The sequence below is a fragment of the Blastococcus sp. SYSU D00669 genome, assembly GCF_054050715.1.
On record NZ_JBJGZV010000001.1, the window covers coordinates 411246 to 433336 of the forward strand.

Annotated in this window: 23 protein-coding genes; 20 read left to right on the forward strand and 3 right to left on the reverse strand. The window is 75.2% G+C overall.

Features of this window, described 5'->3' with window-relative positions:
- Positions 1-14: 14 nt before the first annotated feature.
- The 9 genes from ACI8AF_RS01995 to ACI8AF_RS02035 all read left to right on the forward strand — a co-directional run bounded on the left by ACI8AF_RS01995 (position 15) and on the right by ACI8AF_RS02035 (position 7727).
- Positions 15-1097, forward strand: coding sequence for a zinc-dependent metalloprotease (locus ACI8AF_RS01995; protein ID WP_456537977.1), 1083 nt, complete (start codon positions 15-17; stop codon positions 1095-1097).
- Between the two features lie 7 nt (positions 1098-1104).
- Positions 1105-2109, forward strand: a complete 1005-nt coding sequence (tilS, locus tag ACI8AF_RS02000; RefSeq protein WP_456537978.1) for a tRNA lysidine(34) synthetase TilS — start codon at positions 1105-1107, stop codon at positions 2107-2109.
- Positions 2106-2693 carry a hypoxanthine phosphoribosyltransferase gene (hpt, locus tag ACI8AF_RS02005; RefSeq protein ID WP_456537979.1) on the forward strand — a complete coding sequence of 196 codons (588 nt, stop codon included), beginning with the start codon at positions 2106-2108 and terminating at the stop codon, positions 2691-2693. Before tilS ends, hpt begins: the two co-directional genes overlap by 4 nt.
- 192 nt (positions 2694-2885) lie before the next feature.
- Positions 2886-4877: an ATP-dependent zinc metalloprotease FtsH gene (gene ftsH, locus ACI8AF_RS02010; RefSeq protein ID WP_456537980.1), complete on the forward strand. Its 1992-nt coding sequence runs from the start codon at positions 2886-2888 to the stop codon at positions 4875-4877.
- Positions 4874-5482 (forward strand): GTP cyclohydrolase I FolE, encoded by a 609-nt coding sequence (gene folE, locus ACI8AF_RS02015; protein ID WP_456537981.1) that lies wholly within the window; start codon positions 4874-4876, stop codon positions 5480-5482. Before ftsH ends, folE begins: the two co-directional genes overlap by 4 nt.
- Positions 5479-6327 (forward strand): dihydropteroate synthase, encoded by an 849-nt coding sequence (gene folP / locus ACI8AF_RS02020; RefSeq protein WP_456537982.1) that lies wholly within the window; start codon positions 5479-5481, stop codon positions 6325-6327. Before folE ends, folP begins: the two co-directional genes overlap by 4 nt.
- The gene (folB, locus tag ACI8AF_RS02025) at positions 6320-6706 is read left to right on the forward strand and encodes a dihydroneopterin aldolase (protein WP_456537983.1); all 387 of its coding nucleotides are present in this window, start codon (positions 6320-6322) and stop codon (positions 6704-6706) included. The genes folP and folB overlap by 8 nt, the downstream gene beginning before the upstream one ends.
- Positions 6703-7206, forward strand: coding sequence for a 2-amino-4-hydroxy-6-hydroxymethyldihydropteridine diphosphokinase (gene folK / locus ACI8AF_RS02030; protein ID WP_456537984.1), 504 nt, complete (start codon positions 6703-6705; stop codon positions 7204-7206). The genes folB and folK overlap by 4 nt, the downstream gene beginning before the upstream one ends.
- Before the next feature lie 5 nt (positions 7207-7211).
- Positions 7212-7727 carry a DUF3180 domain-containing protein gene (locus ACI8AF_RS02035; protein ID WP_456537985.1) on the forward strand — a complete coding sequence of 172 codons (516 nt, stop codon included), beginning with the start codon at positions 7212-7214 and terminating at the stop codon, positions 7725-7727.
- Positions 7728-7793: 66 nt separating this feature from the next.
- Here the strand turns inward: ACI8AF_RS02035 and ACI8AF_RS02040 are convergent, their stop codons facing one another.
- Positions 7794-8999 (reverse strand): ABC transporter ATP-binding protein, encoded by a 1206-nt coding sequence (locus ACI8AF_RS02040; RefSeq protein WP_456537986.1) that lies wholly within the window; start codon positions 8997-8999, stop codon positions 7794-7796.
- Positions 9000-9025: 26 nt separating this feature from the next.
- Between ACI8AF_RS02040 and ACI8AF_RS02045 the strand changes: the two genes are divergently transcribed.
- The 3 genes from ACI8AF_RS02045 to ACI8AF_RS02055 all read left to right on the forward strand — a co-directional run bounded on the left by ACI8AF_RS02045 (position 9026) and on the right by ACI8AF_RS02055 (position 11596).
- Positions 9026-9709: an ABC transporter permease gene (locus tag ACI8AF_RS02045; RefSeq protein ID WP_456537987.1), complete on the forward strand. Its 684-nt coding sequence runs from the start codon at positions 9026-9028 to the stop codon at positions 9707-9709.
- Positions 9706-10437 carry an ABC transporter permease gene (locus tag ACI8AF_RS02050; protein ID WP_456537988.1) on the forward strand — a complete coding sequence of 244 codons (732 nt, stop codon included), beginning with the start codon at positions 9706-9708 and terminating at the stop codon, positions 10435-10437. Before ACI8AF_RS02045 ends, ACI8AF_RS02050 begins: the two co-directional genes overlap by 4 nt.
- 145 nt (positions 10438-10582) lie before the next feature.
- Complete coding sequence (locus ACI8AF_RS02055) at positions 10583-11596, forward strand: glycine betaine ABC transporter substrate-binding protein (RefSeq protein WP_456537989.1); 1014 nt, start codon at positions 10583-10585, stop codon at positions 11594-11596.
- A 69-nt stretch (positions 11597-11665) separates the two neighbouring features.
- On the opposite strand, the gene ACI8AF_RS02060 is transcribed toward ACI8AF_RS02055, so the two are convergent.
- Entirely contained in the window at positions 11666-12271 is a 606-nt protein-coding gene (locus ACI8AF_RS02060; RefSeq protein WP_456537990.1) for a DUF1684 domain-containing protein, read from the reverse strand.
- A gap of 80 nt (positions 12272-12351) precedes the next feature.
- On the opposite strand from ACI8AF_RS02060, the gene ACI8AF_RS02065 reads away from it, so the two are divergent.
- Entirely contained in the window at positions 12352-13839 is a 1488-nt protein-coding gene (locus ACI8AF_RS02065) for a DUF6779 domain-containing protein (protein WP_456537991.1), read from the forward strand.
- Between the two features lie 6 nt (positions 13840-13845).
- Here the strand turns inward: ACI8AF_RS02065 and ACI8AF_RS02070 are convergent, their stop codons facing one another.
- Entirely contained in the window at positions 13846-14610 is a 765-nt protein-coding gene (locus ACI8AF_RS02070; protein WP_456537992.1) for an SDR family oxidoreductase, read from the reverse strand.
- A gap of 259 nt (positions 14611-14869) precedes the next feature.
- Between ACI8AF_RS02070 and ACI8AF_RS02075 the strand changes: the two genes are divergently transcribed.
- Genes ACI8AF_RS02075 through lysS form a run of 7 tightly spaced genes read left to right on the forward strand, consistent with a single transcriptional unit; the run spans position 14870 to position 21976 of the window.
- Positions 14870-15814 (forward strand): Rossmann-like and DUF2520 domain-containing protein, encoded by a 945-nt coding sequence (locus ACI8AF_RS02075; protein WP_456537993.1) that lies wholly within the window; start codon positions 14870-14872, stop codon positions 15812-15814.
- Positions 15811-16665 (forward strand): pantoate--beta-alanine ligase, encoded by an 855-nt coding sequence (gene panC, locus ACI8AF_RS02080; RefSeq protein WP_456537994.1) that lies wholly within the window; start codon positions 15811-15813, stop codon positions 16663-16665. The genes ACI8AF_RS02075 and panC overlap by 4 nt, the downstream gene beginning before the upstream one ends.
- Positions 16666-16673: 8 nt before the next feature.
- Entirely contained in the window at positions 16674-17081 is a 408-nt protein-coding gene (gene panD / locus ACI8AF_RS02085) for an aspartate 1-decarboxylase (protein WP_456537995.1), read from the forward strand.
- The gene (locus ACI8AF_RS02090) at positions 17078-18742 is read left to right on the forward strand and encodes an L-aspartate oxidase (protein ID WP_456537996.1); all 1665 of its coding nucleotides are present in this window, start codon (positions 17078-17080) and stop codon (positions 18740-18742) included. Before panD ends, ACI8AF_RS02090 begins: the two co-directional genes overlap by 4 nt.
- On the forward strand, positions 18739-19647 hold the full coding sequence (gene nadC / locus ACI8AF_RS02095; protein WP_456537997.1) for a carboxylating nicotinate-nucleotide diphosphorylase: 909 nt from the start codon (positions 18739-18741) through the stop codon (positions 19645-19647). Before ACI8AF_RS02090 ends, nadC begins: the two co-directional genes overlap by 4 nt.
- 3 nt (positions 19648-19650) lie before the next feature.
- Positions 19651-20457, forward strand: a complete 807-nt coding sequence (locus ACI8AF_RS02100; protein WP_456537998.1) for a type III pantothenate kinase — start codon at positions 19651-19653, stop codon at positions 20455-20457.
- 13 nt (positions 20458-20470) lie between these two features.
- Positions 20471-21976 carry a lysine--tRNA ligase gene (gene lysS, locus ACI8AF_RS02105; RefSeq protein ID WP_456537999.1) on the forward strand — a complete coding sequence of 502 codons (1506 nt, stop codon included), beginning with the start codon at positions 20471-20473 and terminating at the stop codon, positions 21974-21976.
- Positions 21977-22091 lie beyond the last annotated feature (115 nt).

Sequence of the window (22091 nt, forward strand, 5' to 3'; positions counted from 1 at the left end):
CGTACGTTGAGGCGATGACGAGCCCTTCCTCGATGGTCGACTGGGACCTCGCCGGTCGAACCGCCCGCAAGCTGGTCGGCCCCGGTCCCGAGACCACCCGGGAGGAGGCCGCCGCCGTCGTCCGGGAGCTGCACGAGGCGGCGCGCACCGCCGTCGCGCACGTCGAGGGCCTGACCGGGCTCAAGCCCGCGGCGGGCGGCCCGCTGCCGGAGGTCGCCGTCGTCGACCGGCCGGGCTGGATCGACGCGAACACCGCCGGCATGAAGGCGCTGCTCGACCCGCTGGTCGACGCCCTCACCGAGAAGCAGGGCACCCGCCCCGGCCCGATCGCGACCGCGATCGGCTCGCGGGCCACCGGCGTGCAGGCCGGCGGGATCCTCGCCTTCCTCTCCTCGCGCGTGCTCGGCCAGTACGAGGTCTTCGGCACCGGCGGCCGGCTGCTGCTCGTCGCGCCGAACATCGTCGACGCCGAGCGCAAGCTCGGCGTCGACCCGAGCGACTTCCGGCTGTGGGTGTGCCTGCACGAGGTCACCCACCAGCTGCAGTTCACCGGCGTGCCCTGGCTCCAGGGGCACCTGGAGGAGCAGATCGGCGAGTTCGTCGAGGCCACCGACCTCACCCCCGAGGTGCTCCGCGAGCGGCTCACCGACGTGCTCAGGAGCCTGGGCGACGCCGTCCGGGGTGGGGACGGCGAGAGCGAGGGGCTGCTCGCCCTGGTCCGCGACCCGCGCCAGCGCGCCGTCCTCGACCGGGTGACCGCCGTGATGAGCCTGGTGGAGGGGCACGCCGAGTACGTCATGGACGGCGTCGGCCCCGACGTCGTCCCCTCCGTGACGACCCTGCGCAAGCGGTTCGCGCAGCGGCGCAAGGGCCGCGGCCCGTTCGACCGCGTGCTGCGCCGGCTGCTCGGCCTGGAGCAGAAGATGAAGCAGTACGCCGACGGCCGCACGTTCGTCGGCGGCGTGGTCGACCTCGTCGGCATGGACGGGTTCAACCGCGTGTGGGAGGGCCCGGCCAACCTCCCGCTGATCGACGAGCTCACCGCGCCGCAGAAGTGGGTCGACCGGGTGTTCGGTCGCCCCGCGATCACCGCCTGAGGCGCCCGTGAGCGGCCCGAGCCCGGCGGTCGCGCAGCTGCGCACGGCCGTCCGGCCCGGGCTGACCCGCTCGACGGAGCCGGTGCTCGTGGCGTGCAGCGGAGGAGCTGACTCCGTCGCCCTCGCCGCCGCGATCGCCTTCGAGGCGCCCCGCGCCGGCGTCCCGGCCGGCGCGGTGACCGTCGACCACGGGCTGCAGGCCGGCTCGGCCGAGCGCGCGGCCGCCACCGCGGACCTGCTGCGCAAGCTGGGCCTCGAGCCGGTCGCCGTCCTGCCCGTGGCCGTCGGGACGGACGGCGGACCGGAGGCGGCCGCCCGGACCGCCCGGCAGGCGGCCCTCGCCTCGGCCGCGGCCGAGCACGGCGCCCGCGTCGCCCTCGGGCACACGCTCGACGACCAGGCCGAGTCGGTGCTGCTCGGGCTCGGCCGCGGCTCGGGGCCGCGCTCGGTCGCCGGGATGGTGGAGCAGAAGGGGATCTGGTGGCGGCCGCTGCTCGGCGTCCGCCGCGCCACGACCCGGCAGGCCTGCGCCGACCAGGGCCTGCCGGTGTGGGACGACCCGTGGAACACCGACCCCGCGTACACGCGCGCCCGGCTGCGCGGCGAGGCGCTGCCGCTGCTGGAGGAGGTCCTCGGCGGCGGCGTGGCACCGGCGCTGGCCCGCACCGCCGCGCTGCTGCGCGAGGACCTCGACGCCCTCGACGCGCTCGCCGCCGCCGAGGGCGCCCGGCTCACCGGACCGGACGGCCTGGACGCGCACGGCGCGGCCGCGCTGCCGGCAGCGCTGCGCCGCCGGGTGCTGCGCGGCTGGCTGCTGACGGGCGGGGTGCCCGACCTGCAGGCGGTCCACCTGCACGCGGTGGACGCGCTGCTGGTGGCCTGGCGCGGGCAGGGACGGGTCGACCTACCCGGCGGTGCGGGCGTCGTCCGGGCGTCTGGCAGGCTGGTGCTGCGCGCTCCGGGCACCGGCGGAGGCGCTCGCCCGCACCCTCCCGAGGAGCACCGTCCGTGACGAAGCCCGCCTCCGCCCCCGCACCGCTGGGGAACGACCACGGCTACGGCCCCGACATCGACCACGTCCTGCTCACCGAGGAGCAGATCCAGGAGAAGATCGTCGAGCTGGCCGAGCAGGTGGCCGCGGACTACGCCGGCCGGGAGGTCCTGCTGGTCGGCGTGCTCAAGGGCGCCGTCCTGTTCATGAGCGACTTCGCGCGGGCTCTGCGGCTGCCGACGCAGATGGAGTTCATGGCCGTCTCCTCCTACGGCTCGTCCACCAGCTCCTCCGGCGTCGTCCGCATCCTCAAGGACCTCGACCGCGACATCGCCGGCAAGCACGTGCTCGTGCTCGAGGACATCATCGACTCCGGCCTGACGCTGTCCTGGCTGCTCAAGAACCTCGGCGGCCGCCAGCCGGCCTCGCTGGAGGTCTGCGCGCTGCTGCGCAAGCCCGACGCGGTGAAGGTGGAGGTGCCGGTGAAGTACGTCGGCTTCGACATCCCCAACGAGTTCGTCATCGGCTACGGCCTGGACTACGCGGAGCGCTACCGCGACCTGTCCTACATCGCCACGCTGCGCCCGGAGGTCTACTCCGGCTAGCGCGTTCCTCCTCCCGGGTCAAGTTCAGGCGATGCACGGCCCGCGACCAGGTTTTGCGCAGCGTCCCCGGTGTACCGTCGGACCCGACGACGCCGAGCCGTGCGCCGGGGTGCCCGCCCGGGTCGCCGGCGGCGTCCCCGGACGATCAGGAGGGTCGACGGGTAGCCGGGCACCCGGCCGCCCGGTCTCGGTATGGAACGTAAGAAGATCTTCCGCTCCGTGTGGTTCTGGGTCGTGCTCGTCGTCCTGCTGGCGGTCGCGTTCTCGTCCCTGTTCCGCGGCGACGGCGGCTACACCGAGGTGCGCACCTCCACCGCGCTGGAGCAGTTCTCCAGCGGCAACGTCGAGTCGGCGACGATCAACGACAAGGAGCAGACGCTCGACCTCGACCTGCGCAACGCGGTCGACGGCTCCACGAAGATCAGCGCGTCCTACCCGATCGGTGCCTCCGACGACATCTACGACCTGGTGTCGGGCACCGGTGACGGCAACGGCGACGGGGTCAGCTTCACCACGAACGTGACCCAGGAGAGCGTCTTCGTCTCCATCCTGGTCAGCTTCCTGCCCTTCGTGATCCTCCTCCTGCTGCTGTTCTGGCTGTTCAACTCGATGCAGGGCGGCGGCCGGGGCGTCATGGCCTTCGGCAAGTCCAAGGCCAAGGTGGTCAGCAAGGACACCCCGAAGACGACGTTCGCCGACGTCGCCGGCGCCGACGAGGCCGTCGAGGAGCTCCACGAGATCAAGGACTTCCTGCAGAACCCGGTCAAGTTCCAGGCCGTCGGCGCGAAGATCCCCAAGGGCGTGCTGCTGTTCGGCCCGCCCGGGACCGGCAAGACCCTCCTCGCCCGCGCGGTGGCCGGCGAGGCCGGCGTGCCGTTCTTCTCGATCTCCGGCTCGGACTTCGTCGAGATGTTCGTCGGCGTCGGCGCCAGCCGGGTCCGCGACCTGTTCGAGCAGGCCAAGCAGAACGCCCCGGCGATCATCTTCGTCGACGAGATCGACGCCGTCGGCCGGCACCGCGGCGCCGGCATGGGCGGCGGGCACGACGAGCGCGAGCAGACCCTCAACCAGATGCTCGTCGAGATGGACGGCTTCGACGTCAAGGGCGGCGTGATCATGATCGCCGCGACGAACCGGCCCGACATCCTCGACCCCGCGCTGCTGCGCCCGGGCCGCTTCGACCGGCAGATCGCCGTCGACCGGCCCGACCTGGAGGGCCGCAAGCAGATCCTCGCCGTCCACGCCAAGGGCAAGCCGCTCGCCCCCGACGTCGACCTCGAGACCGTCGCCCGGCGCACCCCCGGCTTCACCGGTGCCGACCTGGCCAACGTGCTCAACGAGGCGGCGCTGCTCACCGCCCGCACCAACGGCTCGGTCATCACCGACCCGACGCTCGAGGAGGCGATCGACCGCGTCATCGCCGGCCCGGAGCGCAAGACCCGGGCGATGAGCGAGAAGGAGAAGAAGGTCACCGCCTACCACGAGGGCGGGCACGCCCTCGTGGCGCACGCGCTGCCCAACCTGGACCCGGTGCACAAGGTGACGATCCTGCCGCGCGGCCGCTCCCTGGGGCACACGCTGGTGCTGCCGACCGAGGACAAGTACACCCAGACCCGCTCGGAGATGATCGACACCCTCGCCTACGCGCTGGGCGGCCGGGCGGCCGAGGAGCTGGTGTTCCACGAGCCGACCACCGGCGCGGGCAACGACATCGAGAAGGCCACCGCGATGGCCCGGGCGATGGTCACCCAGTACGGCATGAGCGCCAAGCTCGGCGCGGTGAAGTACGGCCGGGACGACTCCGAGCCGTTCCTCGGCCGCGACATGGGTGGGCACCCGGACTACTCCGAGGCCGTCGCCGCCGACATCGACTCCGAGGTGCGTGCGCTGATCGAGGCCGCGCACGACGAGGCGTGGGAGATCCTCGTCGAGTACCGCCAGGTGCTCGACAACCTCGTGCTCGAGCTGATGGAGAAGGAGACGCTGTCCAAGGAGGACATGGCCCGCATCTGCGCGCCGGTCACCAAGCGTCCCTCGCTCGCCCCGTACAACGGTTTCGGGAAGCGCACGCCGTCCGACCAGCCGCCGGTGCTCACCCCGGCGGAGCGGGCGGAGCAGAACGGGAACGGCCACGTCAGCGGCGACACACCGGTAGGTGACGTGGGCGCCCCCGTCCAGCGATGACGGAGGACAGGCACGGCGGCATCGGCAGCGCGGTCCGGGGCGTCGACCGGCCGCGCGCCGAGGCCGCCGTCCGGGAGCTGCTCATCGCCGTGGGGGAGGACCCCGACCGTCCCGGGCTCAAGGACACCCCCGCCCGGGTGGCCCGGGCCTACACCGAGATCTTCGCCGGCCTCTGGCAGGACCCCGGCGAGGTCCTCGCGACCACCTTCGACGAGGACCACGACGAGCTGGTGCTGGTCAAGGACATCCCCATGTACTCGACCTGCGAGCACCACCTGGTGCCGTTCCACGGGATCGCGCACATCGGCTACATCCCCGGGGACGACGGCCGGGTCACCGGGCTGTCCAAGCTGGCCCGGCTGGTCGAGGTCTACGCCCGGCGTCCGCAGGTGCAGGAGCGGATGACCTCGCAGATCGCCGACGCGCTGTCCGACGTCCTCAAGCCGCGCGGCGTGCTGGTGGTCATCGAGGCCGAGCACCTGTGCATGGCCATGCGCGGCATCCGCAAGCCCGGGTCGCGCACCGTCACCTCGGCGGTGCGGGGCATCTTCCGGGAGAACCCGGCGACGCGCAGCGAGGCGATGAGCCTCGTCCTGGGCCGGTGAGCCGCACCGAGCTCCCGCACCCCGGCCGCTGCGTGGTGATGGGGGTCCTCAACGTCACCCCGGACAGCTTCTCCGACGGCGGCTGCTTCGCCGACCACGACTCCGCCGTCGCCCACGGCCTGGCCATGCACGCCGCCGGCGCCGACTACGTCGACGTGGGCGGGGAGTCCACCCGCCCCGGCGCCGACCGCGTGGACGCCGCCGAGGAGTGCCGGCGCATCCTGCCGGTGATCGCCGACCTCGCCGCCGAGGGCGCGCGGGTCAGCGTCGACACCACCCGCGCCGAGGTCGCCGAGGTCGCCCTCGACGCCGGCGCGGTGCTGGTCAACGACGTGAGCGGCGGCCTGGCCGACTCGGGCATGGCCAAGCTGGTCGCCGACGCCGGCGTGCCGTGGGTGCTCATGCACTGGCGCGGCCACAGCCGGCAGATGTACGCGGCCGCGCAGTACGGCGACGTGGTCACCGAGGTCTGCGCCGAGCTCACCGCCCGGGTGGAGGACGTCGTCGCCGCCGGGGTGGCGCCCGGCCAGCTGGTCCTCGACCCCGGGCTCGGCTTCGCCAAGAACGCCCCGCACAACTGGGCGCTGCTCGCCGGGCTGGACCGCGTCGTCGGGCTGGGCCTGCCGGTGCTGGTCGGCGCCTCCCGCAAGACCTTCCTCGGCCGCCTCCTGGCCGGTCCCGACGGCGAGCCGCGCCCGGCCGAGCAGCGGGACGCGGCCACCCTGGCCACCACCGTGCTCGCCGCCGAGGCCGGCGCCTGGGGCGTGCGCGTGCACGACGCCGCCGCCTCGGTGGACGCCGTGCGCACCGTCGCCGCCGTGCGGGAGGCCCGCCGCCGTGGCTGACGCCCACCCGCCCCGCCGCCCCGACCGCATCACCGTCACCGGCCTCTCCGCGCACGCCCACCACGGCGTCTACGACTGGGAGCGCGAGCGCGGGCAGACCTTCCGCGTCGACGCCGTCCTGGAGCTGGACACCGCGCCGGCCGCCGCCGGTGACGACCTGGGGAAGACGGTCAACTACGCCGAGCTCGCGCAGGAGCTGCACGCCGTCCTCACCGGCGAGCCGGTGGACCTGCTCGAGACGCTGGCCCAGCGGCTGGCCGACGTCTGCCTCGCCGACGCGCTGGTCGACGCCGTCGAGATCACCGTGCACAAGCCCGACGCCGACCTCGGCGTGCCGTTCGACGACGTCACGGTGGCGATCCGCCGCGAGCGCCGGTGAGCCGCGCGGTCCTGTCGCTGGGCGCCAACCTCGGCGACCGGGCCGGCACGCTGCGCGCCGCCTTCACCGCGCTCCAGGACGAGGGCCTGGTGGCCCGCTCGGTGCTCTACGAGACCCCGCCGTGGGGGCCGGTCGAGCAGCCGCCGTACCTCAACGCGATCGCCGTGGTCCGCGGCCCGCGCGACGCCGCCGGCTGGCTCGCGCTGGCGCACGAGCTGGAGCAGGCCGCCGGGCGGACCCGCGAGGTCCGGTGGGGCGCCCGCACGCTCGACGTCGACGTCGTCACGGTCACCGGGGACGACGGCGTGCCGGTGGTCTCCGACGACCCCGCGCTGACCCTGCCCCACCCGCGGGCGCACGAGCGGGCGTTCGTGCTGGTGCCCTGGCTGACCCTCGACCCCACCGCGCAGCTGCCCGGCCACGGCAGCGTGGCCGACGTCGTCGCCGCCCTCCCGCGGGAGGACGTCGAGGCCGTCGTGAAGTGGGAGCACCTCCGTTGAGGCCGGTGAACCGGCGGGACCTGGCCGTCGCGGCGGTGGGGCTGGCCGTCGCCTCCTGGCTCCTGGTGCGCACCTTCTACGGCGACCTGCCGCCGCTGGACTGGTGGCTCGGCGTCCCGCTGGGCGTGCTCGCGGTGGCCGAGGTGCTCGGCGCGCGCACGCTCAAGGCACGCCTCGCCGCCGAGCGGGAGGCGCGCTCGGCGCAGCGGCGCGGGCAGGCGGTGGCCGAGCGCCCCGGCGGGCCGGTGCGGCCGGTGGAGCCGATGCTGGTCGCCCGCCTCGCCGTCCTCGCCCAGGCCAGCGCCTGGGTCGGCGCCGTCTTCGTGGGGGTGTGGGCCGGCGTGCTCGCCCACGTGGCCTCGCAGGTGGGCACGCTGCAGGCAGCCGGCGGGGACACCCTGGCCGCCGTCGTGGGCGTCGTCTCGGCCGCGGCGCTGGTCGGCGCCGGGCTGTGGCTGGAGTCGGTCTGCCGGATCCCGCCCGGCGGCGACGACGGTCCGGGCAGCGGCGTCCGGGCCTGAGCGAGGACCCCTCTGCCCCCCACGCCTCGCACGCTCGGCGCGGGCCCCTGCCGAGGGGCCGTCCGATCACACCGCGCCGGCGGTCTCCGGCTGGACGCCCTCCACCGAGCGGCGCAGCGCGGCGTGCAGCGACGCCGGGGTGAGCACGCCGCAGAACCGGTCGCCGTCGAGCACGGCCACCCAGCCCGCCTCCAGCTGCAGCATCGTCGAGAACGCCGTCTTCAGCGACGCGTCGACCGGCACCCAGGCCTCCATCCGCTTGGCCGCCGTCGCCACGGTGCCGGCACCGGCCGCGCGCTCGGCGGACAACCAGCCGTGCAGGTCGCCGGCGTCGTCGAGGACGACGGCCCACCGCGCCCCGGTCCGCTGCATAGCGGCGCGGGCGTCGGCGAGCCCGTCGGCGACGTGCACCACCGGCGGCTGCTCGAGGTCCTCCAGCGCGATGCCGGTGACGGCCAGCCGCTTGAGCCCGCGGTCGGCGCCGACGAAGTCGGCCACGAAGTCGCTGGCCGGCTTGCCCAGCAGCTCCGCGGGCGAGGCGAACTGCTCGACGTGCCCGCCCTGGCTCATCACCGCGATCCGGTCGCCGAGGCGCACGGCCTCCTCGATGTCGTGGGTGACGAAGACGATCGTCTTGCGGACGTCGGCCTGCAGCCGCAGGAACTCCGACTGCAGCCGCTCGCGCACCACGGGGTCCACGGCCGAGAACGGCTCGTCCATGAGGAGCACCGGCGGGTCGGCGGCCAGGGCCCGGGCGACACCGGCCCGCTGCCGCTGGCCGCCGGAGAGCTGCGCGGGGTAGCGGTCGCCGTAGATGCCGGGGTCGAGGCCCACCGAGTCGAGCAGCGCGTCCACCCGCTCCCGCGTCCGGCGGCGGTCCCAGCCGAGCAGCCGCGGCACGGTGGCGACGTTGGTGCGGATGGTCTGGTGCGGGAAGAGCCCCACGTTCTGGATCACGTAGCCGATGCGGCGGCGGAGCCGGTCGGGGTCGACGCGGGTGACGTCCTCGCCGCCGAGCAGGATGCGGCCGGTCGTCGGCTCGATGATCCGGTTGATCATCTTCATCGTCGTCGTCTTGCCGCACCCCGACGGACCGACCAGGACGGTGAGCTCGCCGGCGGCGAAGGTGAGGTCCAGCTCCGCCACGCCCACGGTCCCGTCGGGGTAGACCTTGCTGACGCCCTCGAGCCTGATCTCCTCGGCCGATCCGCCGCCCGCGGTCGGCGCGGCCGACGACGTCGCGCCGGGGGGTGGGGGCGCAGTAGCGTCCACGAGGTGCCTTTCCAGGTGAGCGCCCGGTGCTGAGCGCGGTGGTGGCGGCCGATGCCGCCCCGAACCCGTGGTTCAGCCCTTCCTACGTGGTGGACAACTGGTCGTCCATTCTGCGGTACCTGGGCGAGCACGTGCGGCTCACCGTCCTGGCGGTGCTGATCGGGGCGCTCATCGCGCTGCCGCTCGCCCTGCTGGCCCGGCGCAGCCGCTGGCTCGCCGGCCCGGTGCTCGGGCTGTCCACGATCATCTACACGATCCCGTCGCTGGCGCTGTTCGCCGTCCTCGCGCCGATCACCGGGCTGTCGTTCAGCACCGTGCTGATCGGGCTGGTGCTCTACTCGCTGGTCATCCTCGTGCGGAACTTCCTGGCCGGGCTGCTCGCCGTCCCCGCCGACGTGCGGGAGGCGGCCCGCGGGATGGGCTACGGGCCGGCGCGGATGTTCGTCCAGGTCGAGCTCCCCCTGGCGCTGCCGTCGTTCATGGCGGGGCTGCGCATCGCCACGGTCTCCACCGTCGCCCTCGCCACGGTCGGCGTGATCGTGGGCCACGGCGGGCTGGGGCAGCTCATCGTCGGGGGCTTCAACGCCAACTTCTACCGGGCGGAGATCGTCACCGGCGCGGTCGGCTGCGTGCTGCTCGCGCTGGTCGCCGACCTGCTGCTCGCCGGGGTCGAGCGGGTGGTCACGCCCTGGTCGCGGGTGCGCGCGTGAACGCCTTCGAGCGGGCCCTCGTCTACCTCAACGACCCGTACAACTGGACGCGGACCAACGGGGTCCTCGAGCTGCTCGTCGAGCACCTCGTCATCTCCGTCGTCGCGGTGCTGCTGGCCATGCTGGTCGGGCTGCCGATCGGGATCGCGCTCGGCCACAGCGGCCGCGGTGGCGGCTTCGTCGTCGCGCTGTCCAACGTCAGCCGCGCCGTGCCCACCCTGGCCCTGCTCACGATCTTCGCCGTGACGCCGATCGGCTTCGGCAACCGGGCCACGACGATCGCGCTGGCCGTCTTCGCCGTCCCGCCGATCCTGACCAACGCCTACGTCGGGTTCCGCGAGGTCGACCGCGACGTGCGCGAGGCGGCCCGGGCCATGGGGATGAACACCCGCCAGGTGATCACCCGCGCCGAGCTGCCGCTGGCGGTGCCCCTGCTCCTGGTCGGCATCCGCACCGCGACGGTGCAGGTCGTCGCGACCGCGGGCCTGGCCGCCCTCGTCGGCGGCGGCGGGCTCGGCCGGATCATCAGCCTGGGCTTCGGTCAGGGCGACTACGGCCAGGTCGTCGCCGGCGCCATCCTCGTGGCCGGGCTGGCCCTGCTCACCGAGCTGCTGCTGGTGGCGGTCTCGTGGGCGGTCACCCCGGGCCAGAAGCGGCTGCCCTTCGCGCCGCGCCGCCGCGTCGCCACGGCCACTCCCGAGCCGACGGCGTCCGGCGTCCCCCTGTGACGCCCGTAACAGATCCACAAAGCCTGCAAAACCGCATTGCCTCGGTGCGGATATCCGGGGTTCGATGACCGGCGCGGGACACCTCCCGCCAGACACGCGTGGCGGTCGACACCCCGGCCGCCCGGGACACAGAAGGCGGCGAGCCATGAAGCGGCGTGCCCGGTACCTCGTTCCACTCGCGCTGGCCTCGGTGCTGGCCACGGCGGCCTGCGGGGAGTCCGGCTCCTCCGGCACCGGGGGCGGCTCGGAGGGGGGTGGCGAGGCCTCCGGCGACGCCTGCGCCCCGGTCGCCGGCGACCAGCTGGTCGTGCTCGAGGACGACCAGCAGCTGCAGAACGCCGACAACGTCATCCCGGCGGTCAACGCCCGGTTCGCCGAGGCCAACCCGGCGGTGCTGCCGGCGCTCGACGCGGTCTCGGCGGCGCTGACCACCGAGGACCTCATCGAGATGAACGCGGCGGTCGACGTCGAGCGGCAGAGCGCCGAGGACGTCGCCGCGGCCTGGGTCGAGGAGAGCGGCGTCACCGACGGCCTCGAGCAGGGCAGCGGGACCGTGGTGGTCGGCGGGGCGAACTTCACCGAGTCGACGATCCTGGCCAACATCTACGCCGGCGTGCTCACCTCGGCCGGGTTCACCGCGTCGGTGCAGGAGGTCGGCGCCCGCGACGTGTACCTGCCGGCGCTGCAGGAGGGCACCCAGATCCAGGCCTTCCCCGAGTACCTGTCCACGGTGACCGAGGCCCTCAACGTGCAGGTCAACGGCCCCGACCCCGAGCCGGTCGCCAGCGGCGACGTCGACGCCACGGTCGAGGCGCTCGGCCCGCTGGCCACCCAGCAGGGCCTGGCCTTCGGCGAGCCCTCCGAGGCGGCCGACCAGAACGCGTTCGCCGTCTCGCAGGCGTTCGCCGACGAGCTCGGCGTCACCACGCTCTCGGAGCTGGCCGAGGCCTGCGGCGACGGCTCGCTCGTGCTGGGTGGCCCGCCGGAGTGCCCGACGCGGCCGTTCTGCCAGCCTGGTCTCGAGGACACCTACGGGCTGGAGTTCGCCGAGTTCACCCCGCTCGACGCCGGTGGCCCGCTGACCAAGGCGGCCATCCAGCAGGGCGAGGTCTCGATCGGTCTCGTGTTCAGCTCCGACGGCGCTCTCGCCCAGCAGTAGGAGGACCCCCGTGCCCCCCACCGCTCGCACGCTCGCGGTGGGGCCCTGCACGGGGGCCGTTCCAGCACGTCACCGGTACCAGCCGCCGGGGGGTAGCTGCTCGCCGGCCTCGACCGGGACGGCGGTGCGGTTGCCCTCCGGCGCCAGGGGGCAGGTCCACCGCGGGTCGTAGGTGCACGACGGGTGGTAGGCGAAGTTCAGGTCCACCACCAGCCGGCCGCCGGCGCCACCGAGGTCGGCGCCCTTGATCGTGTCCAGCAGGTAGCGGCCGCCCCCGTAGGTCGTCCGGCCCGCGCTGCCGTCGCGCAGCGGCACGAACACCCCGCCGCCGTAGCCGCCGAGCCACCAGACGTCGACCGGCCCGAGCGCGCCGAGCGCGACGGTGCCGAGCCGGTCCATCGGCAGCTCGCCCTCCCCGGTGGGCAGCCGCAGGCGCTGTGGCTCGGCCGGTCGCAGCTCCGCCTCGAACCGCAGGGCCGGGTCGTACGGCGTGAAGGGCAGCCCGCCGAACCGCGTCCGCGCCTCGGGGCCGAACGGCGAGTCCGGGTGGCCGGCGAGCAGCTCGTCGCGGCCGTCCCGCCAGGTCCGCCAGCCCCGCTCCGGGTCGGGAGCCGCGCGGGCGGCGGCGTAGAGGCCGGTCACCCGGCGGCGCCAGTCCAGCAGCGACAGCGACATGGCGGCCACTGTGCCCGACGCCGCTGCGCGCCGTCGTCGTCCTCCCGTCCCCGACTACCGTCCGCCGCTACGCTGTCACCATGCGGGGGGACCGGGACGACGACGTCGCCTGGGGGTCCCCTCGGCGGGTCGGCGGCGGTGGGCTCCTGCCCAGGCCGACGCTGCGCACCGCCGGGCTGGTGACCGGTTTCCTGCTCGCCGCGGCGGCCACCGCCGTCGTGTTCCTGACCGACAACCCGCAGTACCTCCGCCTCGCCGTCCTCGCTGCCGCCTGGGCGTTCGTGCTCGCCGCCTTCCTGGCCGGTCGCCGCCGCGCCGAGGCCGCGGCCGCCGCCGCGCGGGAGGACGAGATCCGCCGGGGCTACGAGCAGGAGCTCGACCGCGCGGCCCTCGCGTCCCGCGAGTACGAGCACGAGCTGCGCCGCGAGGCCGAGGAGTCGATGGCCGCGGAGCTGACCGCGCTGCGCGCCGAGCTGGCCGAACTCAGCCTGCTCAAGCACGAGGTGGCCCGCGTCGCACGGCTGGGCACCGACCTGCCGGCGCTCTCGGGCCTGCGGGCCGAGCTGGCCGGCCTGGCGGGCCTGCGCGAGGACGTGGCGCAGCTGACCGCGCTGCGCGCCGACGTCGCCAAGCTCGACGCGCTGCGGGCCGACGTCGCCGCCCTCTCCGCGCTGCGCGACGACCTGGCCCAGCTCGGCGAGCTGCGCGCCGACGTGGGCCGGCTGCGCGCCGAGCTCACCGAGCAGCTCAACGGCGAGATGCTCATCGAGCGGATCATGCTGCGCACCCAGTCCTCCCGGGCGCCCGGCGAGGCCGACGGCCCGCGCACCGTCGAGGCGCCCGCGCCCTGGGAGGGCGACCGCCCGCCGCGCGAGCTCACCGGCGGCTGGCCCGCCGTCCGGCTCGACGGGCTGACCGAGACCCGGCAGGCCGAGCACGTCCGCGTCGACCGCCGGGCCGCGAACGGTCACCCGCGGGAGCAGGCGGCGCCGCGCACGACGGCGTTCCCGCTGAGCACCCCGGCCAGCCCCCGACCGGCGCCGTCCCCGGCGCCGTCCCCGGCGTCCGTGCGGCCGGCGCCGGCGTACTCGCCGCCACCCACCCCGCCCACGCCGCTGGAGTGGCTGGCCGACCGGTCCCTGGTGGAGCCCGCCGACCTGCAGCCGCCGCACCGGTCGCGGCACGCCGCCGCGGAGCCGGACGACGTCCCCGTGCCCCACGAGCGGTCCGCCGCCGTGAGCGACCTGCTGCCGCCGGTGCCGCCGCGGCGCCGGCGCACCGACGAGCCGTTCGACGACCGCACCGCCGAGCGCCCGGCCGCCCCGGTCACGAGCTACGAGCCGGTCGTGCGGCCCTCGCCGTCCCCGCGGCCGCGGCCGACCCCCGCGCCGGCCCCGCCGGTGCCCATGGCCGACGCCGGCGACCTAGTCGGGCACCAGCGGCTGGCGGAGATCCTCGCCGACAACGGCGTGCAGCCGGCGACGGGCGGACGGCGCCGCCGCCGCTACCGGGACGACGACGAGCCGGACGACGTCCTGGCCCGCGTCCTCGGCCGCAACGGGAGCTGAACCGGCTCAGCGCGGGCCGCGCGAGAGCCCCCCGCCGTCGATGACGAGCGTCTGCCCGGTGACCCAGCCGGCGCCGTCGCCGAGCAGGTAGGCGGCGGCCTCGCCGACGTCCTCGGGGACGCCGAGCCGCTTCAGCGGGTAGTTGGCAGCGACCTCGTCCTCGCGGCCCTCGAACAGCGCCCCGGCGAATCGGGTCTTCACCACCGCCGGGGCGACCGCGTTCACCCGCACCGTCGGGCCGAGCTCCACGGCCAGCTGCGTGGTCAGGTTGATCAGCGCGGCCTTGCTGACGCCGTAGGCGGCGATGTTCTCCGACGCCCGCAGCCCGGCCACCGAGGCGACGATCAGCACCGATCCGCCGTGCTCGGCCATCCACTGCCGCCACGCCTCCTGCACCAGGCCGAGCGACGAGACGACGTTGGTGTCGAGCACCTTGCGGAACGCGTCGAGGTCGAGGTCGACCACCGGCCCGTAGACGGGGTTGACGCCGACGTTGCCGACCAGCATGTCCAGGCTGCCGAAGGTCTCGACGGCGGTGCGGACGGCGGTGGCGCGGTGCTCGGCGTCGCCCGCGTGACCCGGGACGGCGACCGCCACGTCGGGACCCCCCAGCGCCGCCACCGCCTCGGCCAGCGCCTCGGGCTTGCGGGCGGTGAGCACCACCCGCGCGCCGCGGTCGACCAGGCTCTGCGCGATCGCGAGGCCGATGCCCCTGCTCGCGCCGGTGACCAGGGCGGTGCGCCCGTCCATGGGGCGGTCGGCTGCTGCCACGTGTCCTCCTCGGTGAGGCCGTCACCGTAGGCAGGGCCCCGGCGTGAGCGAGCCCACACCCCTCCTGCGTTGCACCGGGCCGGACGCGGTCACACACTCGCCATCGGCACCTCACCTGCGTGACACATCCGGTTGCAGCAGGGCCGGCGCCACCGCACGGCCAGCGACACCCCGAGGGGCCACGACGGCTGAACCGCCTGAAGGGTCTCGAAGCCCGATCAGTCCGGTACCCGGCAGGGACTGGAACGGAAGGTGCACCATGCCTGCTGCCCGCAGGAACCCCCGCGCCGCCGGCCTCGCGCCCGCGGCCAGCGCCCCGGCCCGCCTCCGCGTGGGCGTCGTCGGCGCCGGCCGGGTCGGCGCCGTCCTCGGTGCCGCGCTCGAAGCCGCAGGTCATGACGTCATCGCGGCCGCCGGTCTCTCCTCCGCCTCCGCCGAGCGGGCCGCGCGCCTGCTGCCCGGCGTGCCCCTCCTGCCCACCGACGAGGTGGTCGCCGCCAGCGACCTCGTCGTCCTCGCGGTGCCCGACGACACCCTGCCCGGCCTGGTCGCCGGCCTCGCCGAGACCGGTGTCTGGCGGCGCGGGCAGCTCACCTTCCACACGTCCGGCGCGCACGGCCTCGCCGTCCTCGCGCCGGCGCAGCTCGCGGGCGTGCTGCCGCTCGCGCTGCACCCGGCCATGACCTTCACCGGCGCGCCGGAGGACGTCGACCGGCTGACCGGCACCCCCTTCGGGGTGACCAGCCGGCCCGAGCACCGGGCGGTCGCCGAGACCCTCGTCCTGGAGATGGGCGGCGAGCCGTTCTACGTCGCCGAGGAGGACCGGCGGCTCTACCACGCGGCCCTCGTCACCGGCGCCAACCACCTGGTGACCCTGGTCGCCGAGGCCGCCGACCTGCTGCGCGCCGCCGGCGTCGGGGAGCCCGGCCGGGTGCTCACCCCGCTGCTCACCGCGGCGCTGGACAACGGCCTGCGCCGCGGCGACCGCGGGCTCACCGGCCCGGTCAGCCGCGGCGACGTCGGCACCGTGGCCGACCACCTGGACACCCTCAACGAGCGCGCCCCGGCGTCGGTCGCCGCCTACGTCGCCATGGCGCAGCGCACCACCGAGCGGGCGCTGGCCGCCGGCCGGCTCAAGCGCCACGAGGGCGCGCCGCTGCTCGACCTGCTCTACGACGCGGCCGACACCTCGAGCTCGAGGTGAGCACCCTCGTGACCCCCGCCGTCGCCGAGTCGGTCGCCGACCTGCGCCGGCTCCGGGACCGGCTGCCCGCACCCGTCGTCCTGGTGCCCACCATGGGCGCCCTGCACGAGGGTCACCGCACGCTCGTCCGCGCCGCGAAGCGGTACGGCGGCAGCGTCGTCGTCTCCGTCTTCGTCAACCCGACCCAGTTCGGCCCCGGCGAGGACTTCGACCGCTACCCGCGCACCTGGGACGCCGACCTGGCCGCGCTCGCCGAGGAGGGCGCCGACGCCGTCTTCCACCCCGGGGTGGACGAGGTCTACCCGCCCGGCTCGGTCGGGGTGACCGTGCAGCCCGGGCCGCTGGGGTCGGTGCTGGAGGGCGCCGTCCGCCCCGGGCACTTCGCCGGGGTGCTGACCGTCGTCGCCAAGCTGTTCGGGCTGGTCCGCCCCGACGTCGCCGTCTTCGGCGAGAAGGACTACCAGCAGCTCACGCTCATCCGGGCGATGGCCCGGGAGCTCGCGCTCGGCGTCGAGGTGGTCGGCGTGCCGACGGTCCGCGAGGACGACGGGATGGCGCTGTCCAGCCGCAACCGCTACCTGTCCCCGGAGGAGCGCACGCGCGCCGCCGCCCTCTCGCAGGCCCTCCGCGCCGGGGCCGACGCCGGGCCGCGCGGGGCTGCGGCGGCCCTGGCCGCCGCCCGCGAGGTGCTCGCCACCGCGCCGGAGCTCGTCCTCGACTACCTCGAGCTGACCGACCCCGACCTCGGCCCGGCCCCCGCGGCCGGCCCGGCCCGCCTGCTGGTCGCCGCCCGGGCCGGCAGCACCCGACTGATCGACAACCTCGCAGTGACGCTGGGAGACGCCCGATGATGCGCACGATGCTCAAGTCCAAGATCCACCGCGCGACGGTGACCCAGGCCGACCTGCACTACGTCGGCTCGGTGACCATCGACGAGGACCTGCTGGACGCCGCCGACCTGCTCCCCGGCGAGCAGGTGGCCATCGTCGACGTCACCAACGGCGCCCGCCTGGAGACCTACGTCATCCCGGGCGAGCGGGGCAGCGGCGTGATCGGGATCAACGGCGCCGCCGCGCACCTCGTGCACCCCGGCGACCTGGTGATCATGATCAGCTACGGGGTCATGGACGAGACCGAGGCCAAGAGCTACATCCCCAAGGTCGTGCACGTCGACGGCGCCAACCGCATCGTCGAGCTCGGGGGCGACCCCGCCGCGCCCGCCCCGGGGGTGCTCGGGCAGGTGCGGGGCGACACGATCAAGGGGTGACCACCCTCACGGCCACCGGGCTGCCGCTGCGCCTCACCGCCCCCGCCCCGGGGTGGGAGCTCACCGCCGACGTCTGCGTCGTCGGCTCCGGGGTGGCCGGGCTCTGCGTCGCGCTGCACGCGCGGGCGGCCGGCCTGTCGGTCGCCGTCGTCACCAAGGTCCTGGTGGACGACGGGTCGACCCGGTGGGCGCAGGGCGGCATCGCCGCCGTCCTCGACCCCGCCGACAGCCCTGAGGCGCACGCCCGCGACACCCACGTCGCCGGGGTCGGGCTGTGCGAGCCGGCGGCGGTCGACGCGCTGGTGCACGAGGGCCCGGAGCGGCTGCGCCAGCTCATCGGCTGGGGGGCGGCGTTCGACCGCGATCCCGCCGGCCACCTGCTGCTCACCCGCGAGGGCGGGCACTCGGCCAACCGGATCGTGCACGCCGGCGGCGACGCCACCGGCGCCGAGGTGATGCGCGCGCTGGTCAGCGCGGTGCACGCCGACCCGGGCATCACGCTGGTCGAGCACGCGATGGTGCTCGACCTCCTGCGCGACGCCGACGGCCGGGCCGCCGGCGTCACCCTGCACGTGCTGGGGGAGGGCACCGAGGACGGCGTCGGCGCCGTCCGTGCCCGCGCGGTCGTGCTGGCCACCGGCGGGATGGGGCAGGTCTACGCGGCGACCACCAACCCGTCGGTCTCCACCGGGGACGGCGTCGCGCTCGGCCTGCGCGCCGGCGCGGTCGCCACGGACCTGGAGTTCGTGCAGTTCCACCCGACCGCGCTCTACCGCGGGCCCGGCGCGCGCGGCCGGCAGCCGCTGGTCAGCGAGGCGCTGCGCGGCGAGGGCGCGGTGCTGCTCGACGGGGCGGGACGGCGGTTCATGAACGACGTCCACCCGATGGCCGAGCTCGCGCCGCGCGACGTCGTCGCCAAGGCGATCACCCGGGTGCAGCTGCGCGACGGGGTGCCGCACGTCTGGCTCGACGCCCGGCACGTGCCCGACCTGGTCGACCGCTTCCCGACGATCGTCGCCAGCTGCCGCGCGGCCGGGATCGACCCGGTCACCGAGCTGGTCCCGGTCACCCCCGCGGCGCACTACGCCTCCGGCGGCCTGGCCACCGACCTGTCCGGGCGGACGACGGTGCCGGGCCTCTACGCCTGCGGCGAGGTGGCCTGCACCGGCGTGCACGGGGCGAACCGGCTGGCGTCGAACTCGCTGCTCGAGGGCCTGGTGTTCGCCGCGCGCATCGGGGAGTCGCTGGCCTGCGAGCTGCCGACGCCCGAACCGGCCCGCGAGGAGGCGCCGGCGTCGGCCGGGCTGCTCGACCCGGCCGGCCGCGACCGCGTCACCGGCACGATGTCGCAGCACGTCGGCGCGCTGCGCACCGGGGACGGGCTGGCGTCGGCCGTGGACACCCTGGCGGAGCTCGCCGCCGGCCTCGGCCCGCTGCCGCCGGGCGTGCAGAGCTGGGAGGCCACCGACCTGCTCACCGTCGCCGGCGCGCTGGCCGCCGCGGCCGCCGCCCGGGAGGAGACCCGCGGCTGCCACTGGCGGGAGGACCACCCCGACACCGAGGAGGACTGGCGGGTGCACCTCGACGTCCGGCTCGACGACGCCGGCCTGCTGCAGCTGACCCGGCGTCCGGTCGGCACCCCGGTGGGGGGTGGCTGGTGAGCGACGACCCGGCGGACCTGACCGGTACCGGGCTGTCCGAGGCGTGGGTGGCCGAGCTGGTCGAGCGCACCCTCGCCGAGGACCTCACCGGCGGCGCGCCGCTGCCCGGCCCGCCCGACCTCGCCGTCTCCTACGACGTCACCAGCGCCGCCACCGTGCCGCCGGCGCAGCCGGGCACCGCCGACCTGGTCGCCCGCGCCGCCGGCGTGGTCGCGGGCCTGCCCGTGGCGGCCCGGGTGTTCCTCCGGCTGGCCCCCGGCGCCACGCTCACCGCGTCGGCGTCCGACGGCGACCGGGTGGAGCGGGGCGACGTCCTGCTCACCGTGCGCGGACCCGTCCGGGCGCTGCTGGCCGCCGAGCGCAGCGCCCTCAACATCGCCAGCCGGGCCAGCGGCATCGCCACGCACACCCGCGCCTGGGCCGACGCGATCGCCGGCACCGGGGCGCAGGTGCTCGACACCCGCAAGACCACCCCGGGTCTGCGGCCGCTGGAGAAGTACGCGGTGCGCTGCGGTGGCGGCACCAACAAGCGGATGGGTCTCTACGACGTCGCGATGATCAAGGACAACCACGTGGCGGCGGCCGGCTCGGTGGCCGCGGCGGTGGCCGCCGTCCGGGAGCGCGCGCCGCGGGTGACCGTGCAGGTCGAGGTGGACACCCCGGCGCAGGCGGTCGAGGCGGTCGAGGCCGGTGCCGGCTTCCTGCTCTGCGACAACATGCCCCCGGCCGTGCTGCGCGAGGTCGTCGCCCTGGTCGGCGACCGGGCGGAGCTGGAGGCCACCGGCGGCCTGACCCTGGCCGTCGCGCGCGAGGTGGCGGAGACCGGCGTCGACTACCTGTCGGTGGGCGCCCTGACGCACAGCTCGCCGATCCTCGACCTGGCCCTCGACCTCCGGGCGGGCTGAGCGGTGCTGCTCTGCGTCGACGTCGGCAACAGCCAGACCGTGCTCGCCACCTTCGACGGCGAGCACCGGGTCGGCTGCTGGCGGGTCACCACGCACCCCCGCGCCACCGCCGACGAGCTGCGCATGACCTGGCGCGGGCTGCTCCGCGACGCCGAGATCACCGGCGTCGCCGCCTGCTCCACCGTGCCGGCCCTGCTGCCGTCGCTGCGGCAGCTGCTGGACTCCCTCGAGGTCCCGGTCGTGCTCATCGGCCCGGGCGTGCGCACCGGCGTGCCGCTGCACGTGGACAACCCGCGGGAGGTCGGCGCCGACCGGGTGGTGACCGCGCTGGCCGCGCACGAGCTGTTCGGCCGCTGGCCCGACGGGCGCGGCCGGCCGGTCGTCGTCGTCGACTTCGGCACCTCCACCAACGTCGACGCCGTCGGGCCGGACGGGCAGTTCCTCGGCGGCGCGCTGGCGCCCGGCGTCGAGGTGAGCCTCGACGCGCTGGCCTCCCGGGCGGCGCAGCTGCGCTCGGTCGAGCTGACCGTGCCGCCGCAGGCGATCGGCAAGAACACCGTCGCCGCGCTGCAGTCCGGGCTGGTGCTCGGGTTCGCGGGCCTGGTCGACGGGCTGGTGGCGCGGATCGCCGCCGAGATCGTGGCCCAGTTCGGCGCCGCGCCGGTCGTCATCGCCACCGGCGGCCTCTCACCGCTGGTCGTGGACAGCTGCCGCTCGATCGGCGAGCGCGAGCCCGACCTGACCGTGCACGGGCTGCGGCTGGCGTTCGAGCGGCATCAGGGGGCGGGACGGCGTCCGGCCTCCCCGTAGGCTGTCGGGCGTCATGACCGAGGAACTGCCTGGCCCGCCCGACGACGAGCTCCCCGAACAGCTGCGCGTGCGCCGCGCCAAGCTGGACCGGCTCCGCGAGTCCGGGACCGACCCCTACCCGGTGGCCGTGCCCCGCACGGCCACGCTGGCCGAGGTGCGGGAGAAGCACCCCGACCTCGAGCCGGACACGATGACCGGCGAGCGGGCCGGCGTCACGGGGCGGGTGATCTTCGTCCGCAACACCGGCAAGCTGTGCTTCGCGACGCTGCGCGAGGGCGACGCCGAGCTGCAGGTCATGCTCTCCCTCGACAGGGTCGGCGAGGAGCCGCTCGCCGCGTGGAAGGCCGACGTCGACCTCGGCGACCACGTCTTCGTCGAGGGCGAGATCGGGACGTCGCGGCGCGGCGAGCTGTCGGTCTTCGCCGACCGCTGGCAGCTGACCGCCAAGGCGCTGCGCCCGCTGCCGGTGGCGCACAAGCCGATGAGCGAGGAGCTGCGGGTCCGGCGGCGCTACGTCGACCTCATCGTCCGCGACGAGGCGCGGCGCACGGTGCGCCAGCGGGCGACGGTGATGGCCGCGCTGCGGGCGGGGCTCACCGCCCGCGGCTACCTCGAGGTCGAGACGCCGATGCTGCAGACGGTGCACGGCGGCGCCGCGGCCCGGCCGTTCCGCACCCACATGAACGCCTTCGACCTCGACCTGTACCTGCGCATCGCGCCGGAGCTGTTCCTCAAGCGGTGCATCGTCGGTGGGCTGGACCGGGTCTTCGAGATCAACCGGAACTTCCGCAACGAGGGCGCCGACAGCTCGCACTCGCCCGAGTTCGCGATGCTCGAGTGCTACCAGGCCTACGCCGACTACCAGGTGATGGCCACGCTCACCCGCGAGCTGGTCCAGGAGTCCGCCGAGGCCCTGTTCGGCGACCACGTGGCCCGCCACCACGACGGCACCGAGATCGACCTGTCGGGGGAGTGGCCGCAGGTGCCGCTCTACACCGCGGTGTCGCAGGCGCTCGGCGAGGAGGTCACGCCCGGAACGCCGGTCGAGCGGCTGCGCGAGCTCGCCGAGCGGCACGACGTCGGCGTCGACCCGAAGTGGGTGCCGGGCAAGGTCGTCGAGGAGATCTTCGAGGCGCTGGTCCAGCACACGCTGCAGGAGCCGACCTTCGTCATCGACTACCCGGTCGACACCTCGCCGCTGACCCGGGCCCACCGGAGCACGCCGGGCCTGGCCGAGAAGTGGGATCTCTACATCGCCGGGGTGGAGCGGGCGACGGCCTACTCCGAGCTGGTCGACCCGGTGGTGCAGCGCGAGCGGTTCACCGCCCAGGCGGCGCTGGCCGCGGCCGGCGACCCCGAGGCGATGGTGCTCGACGAGGACTTCCTCGAGGCGCTCGAGTACGGCATGCCGCCCACCGGCGGGATGGGCATGGGGATGGACCGGCTGATGATGACCCTCACCGGTCTGGGCATCCGCGAGACCATCCTTTTCCCACTCGTCCGTCCGATTTCCTCCTGAGGCTTCCGCAACTGGTTGCGAACGCAACGGTCCATTTGCGTCCCTAAAGTGTGAGGGCGCGTTGCGCTATTGGTTTCCCGGTGGCAGTCGTGGTGAAATGGATCCGCACGGGGAA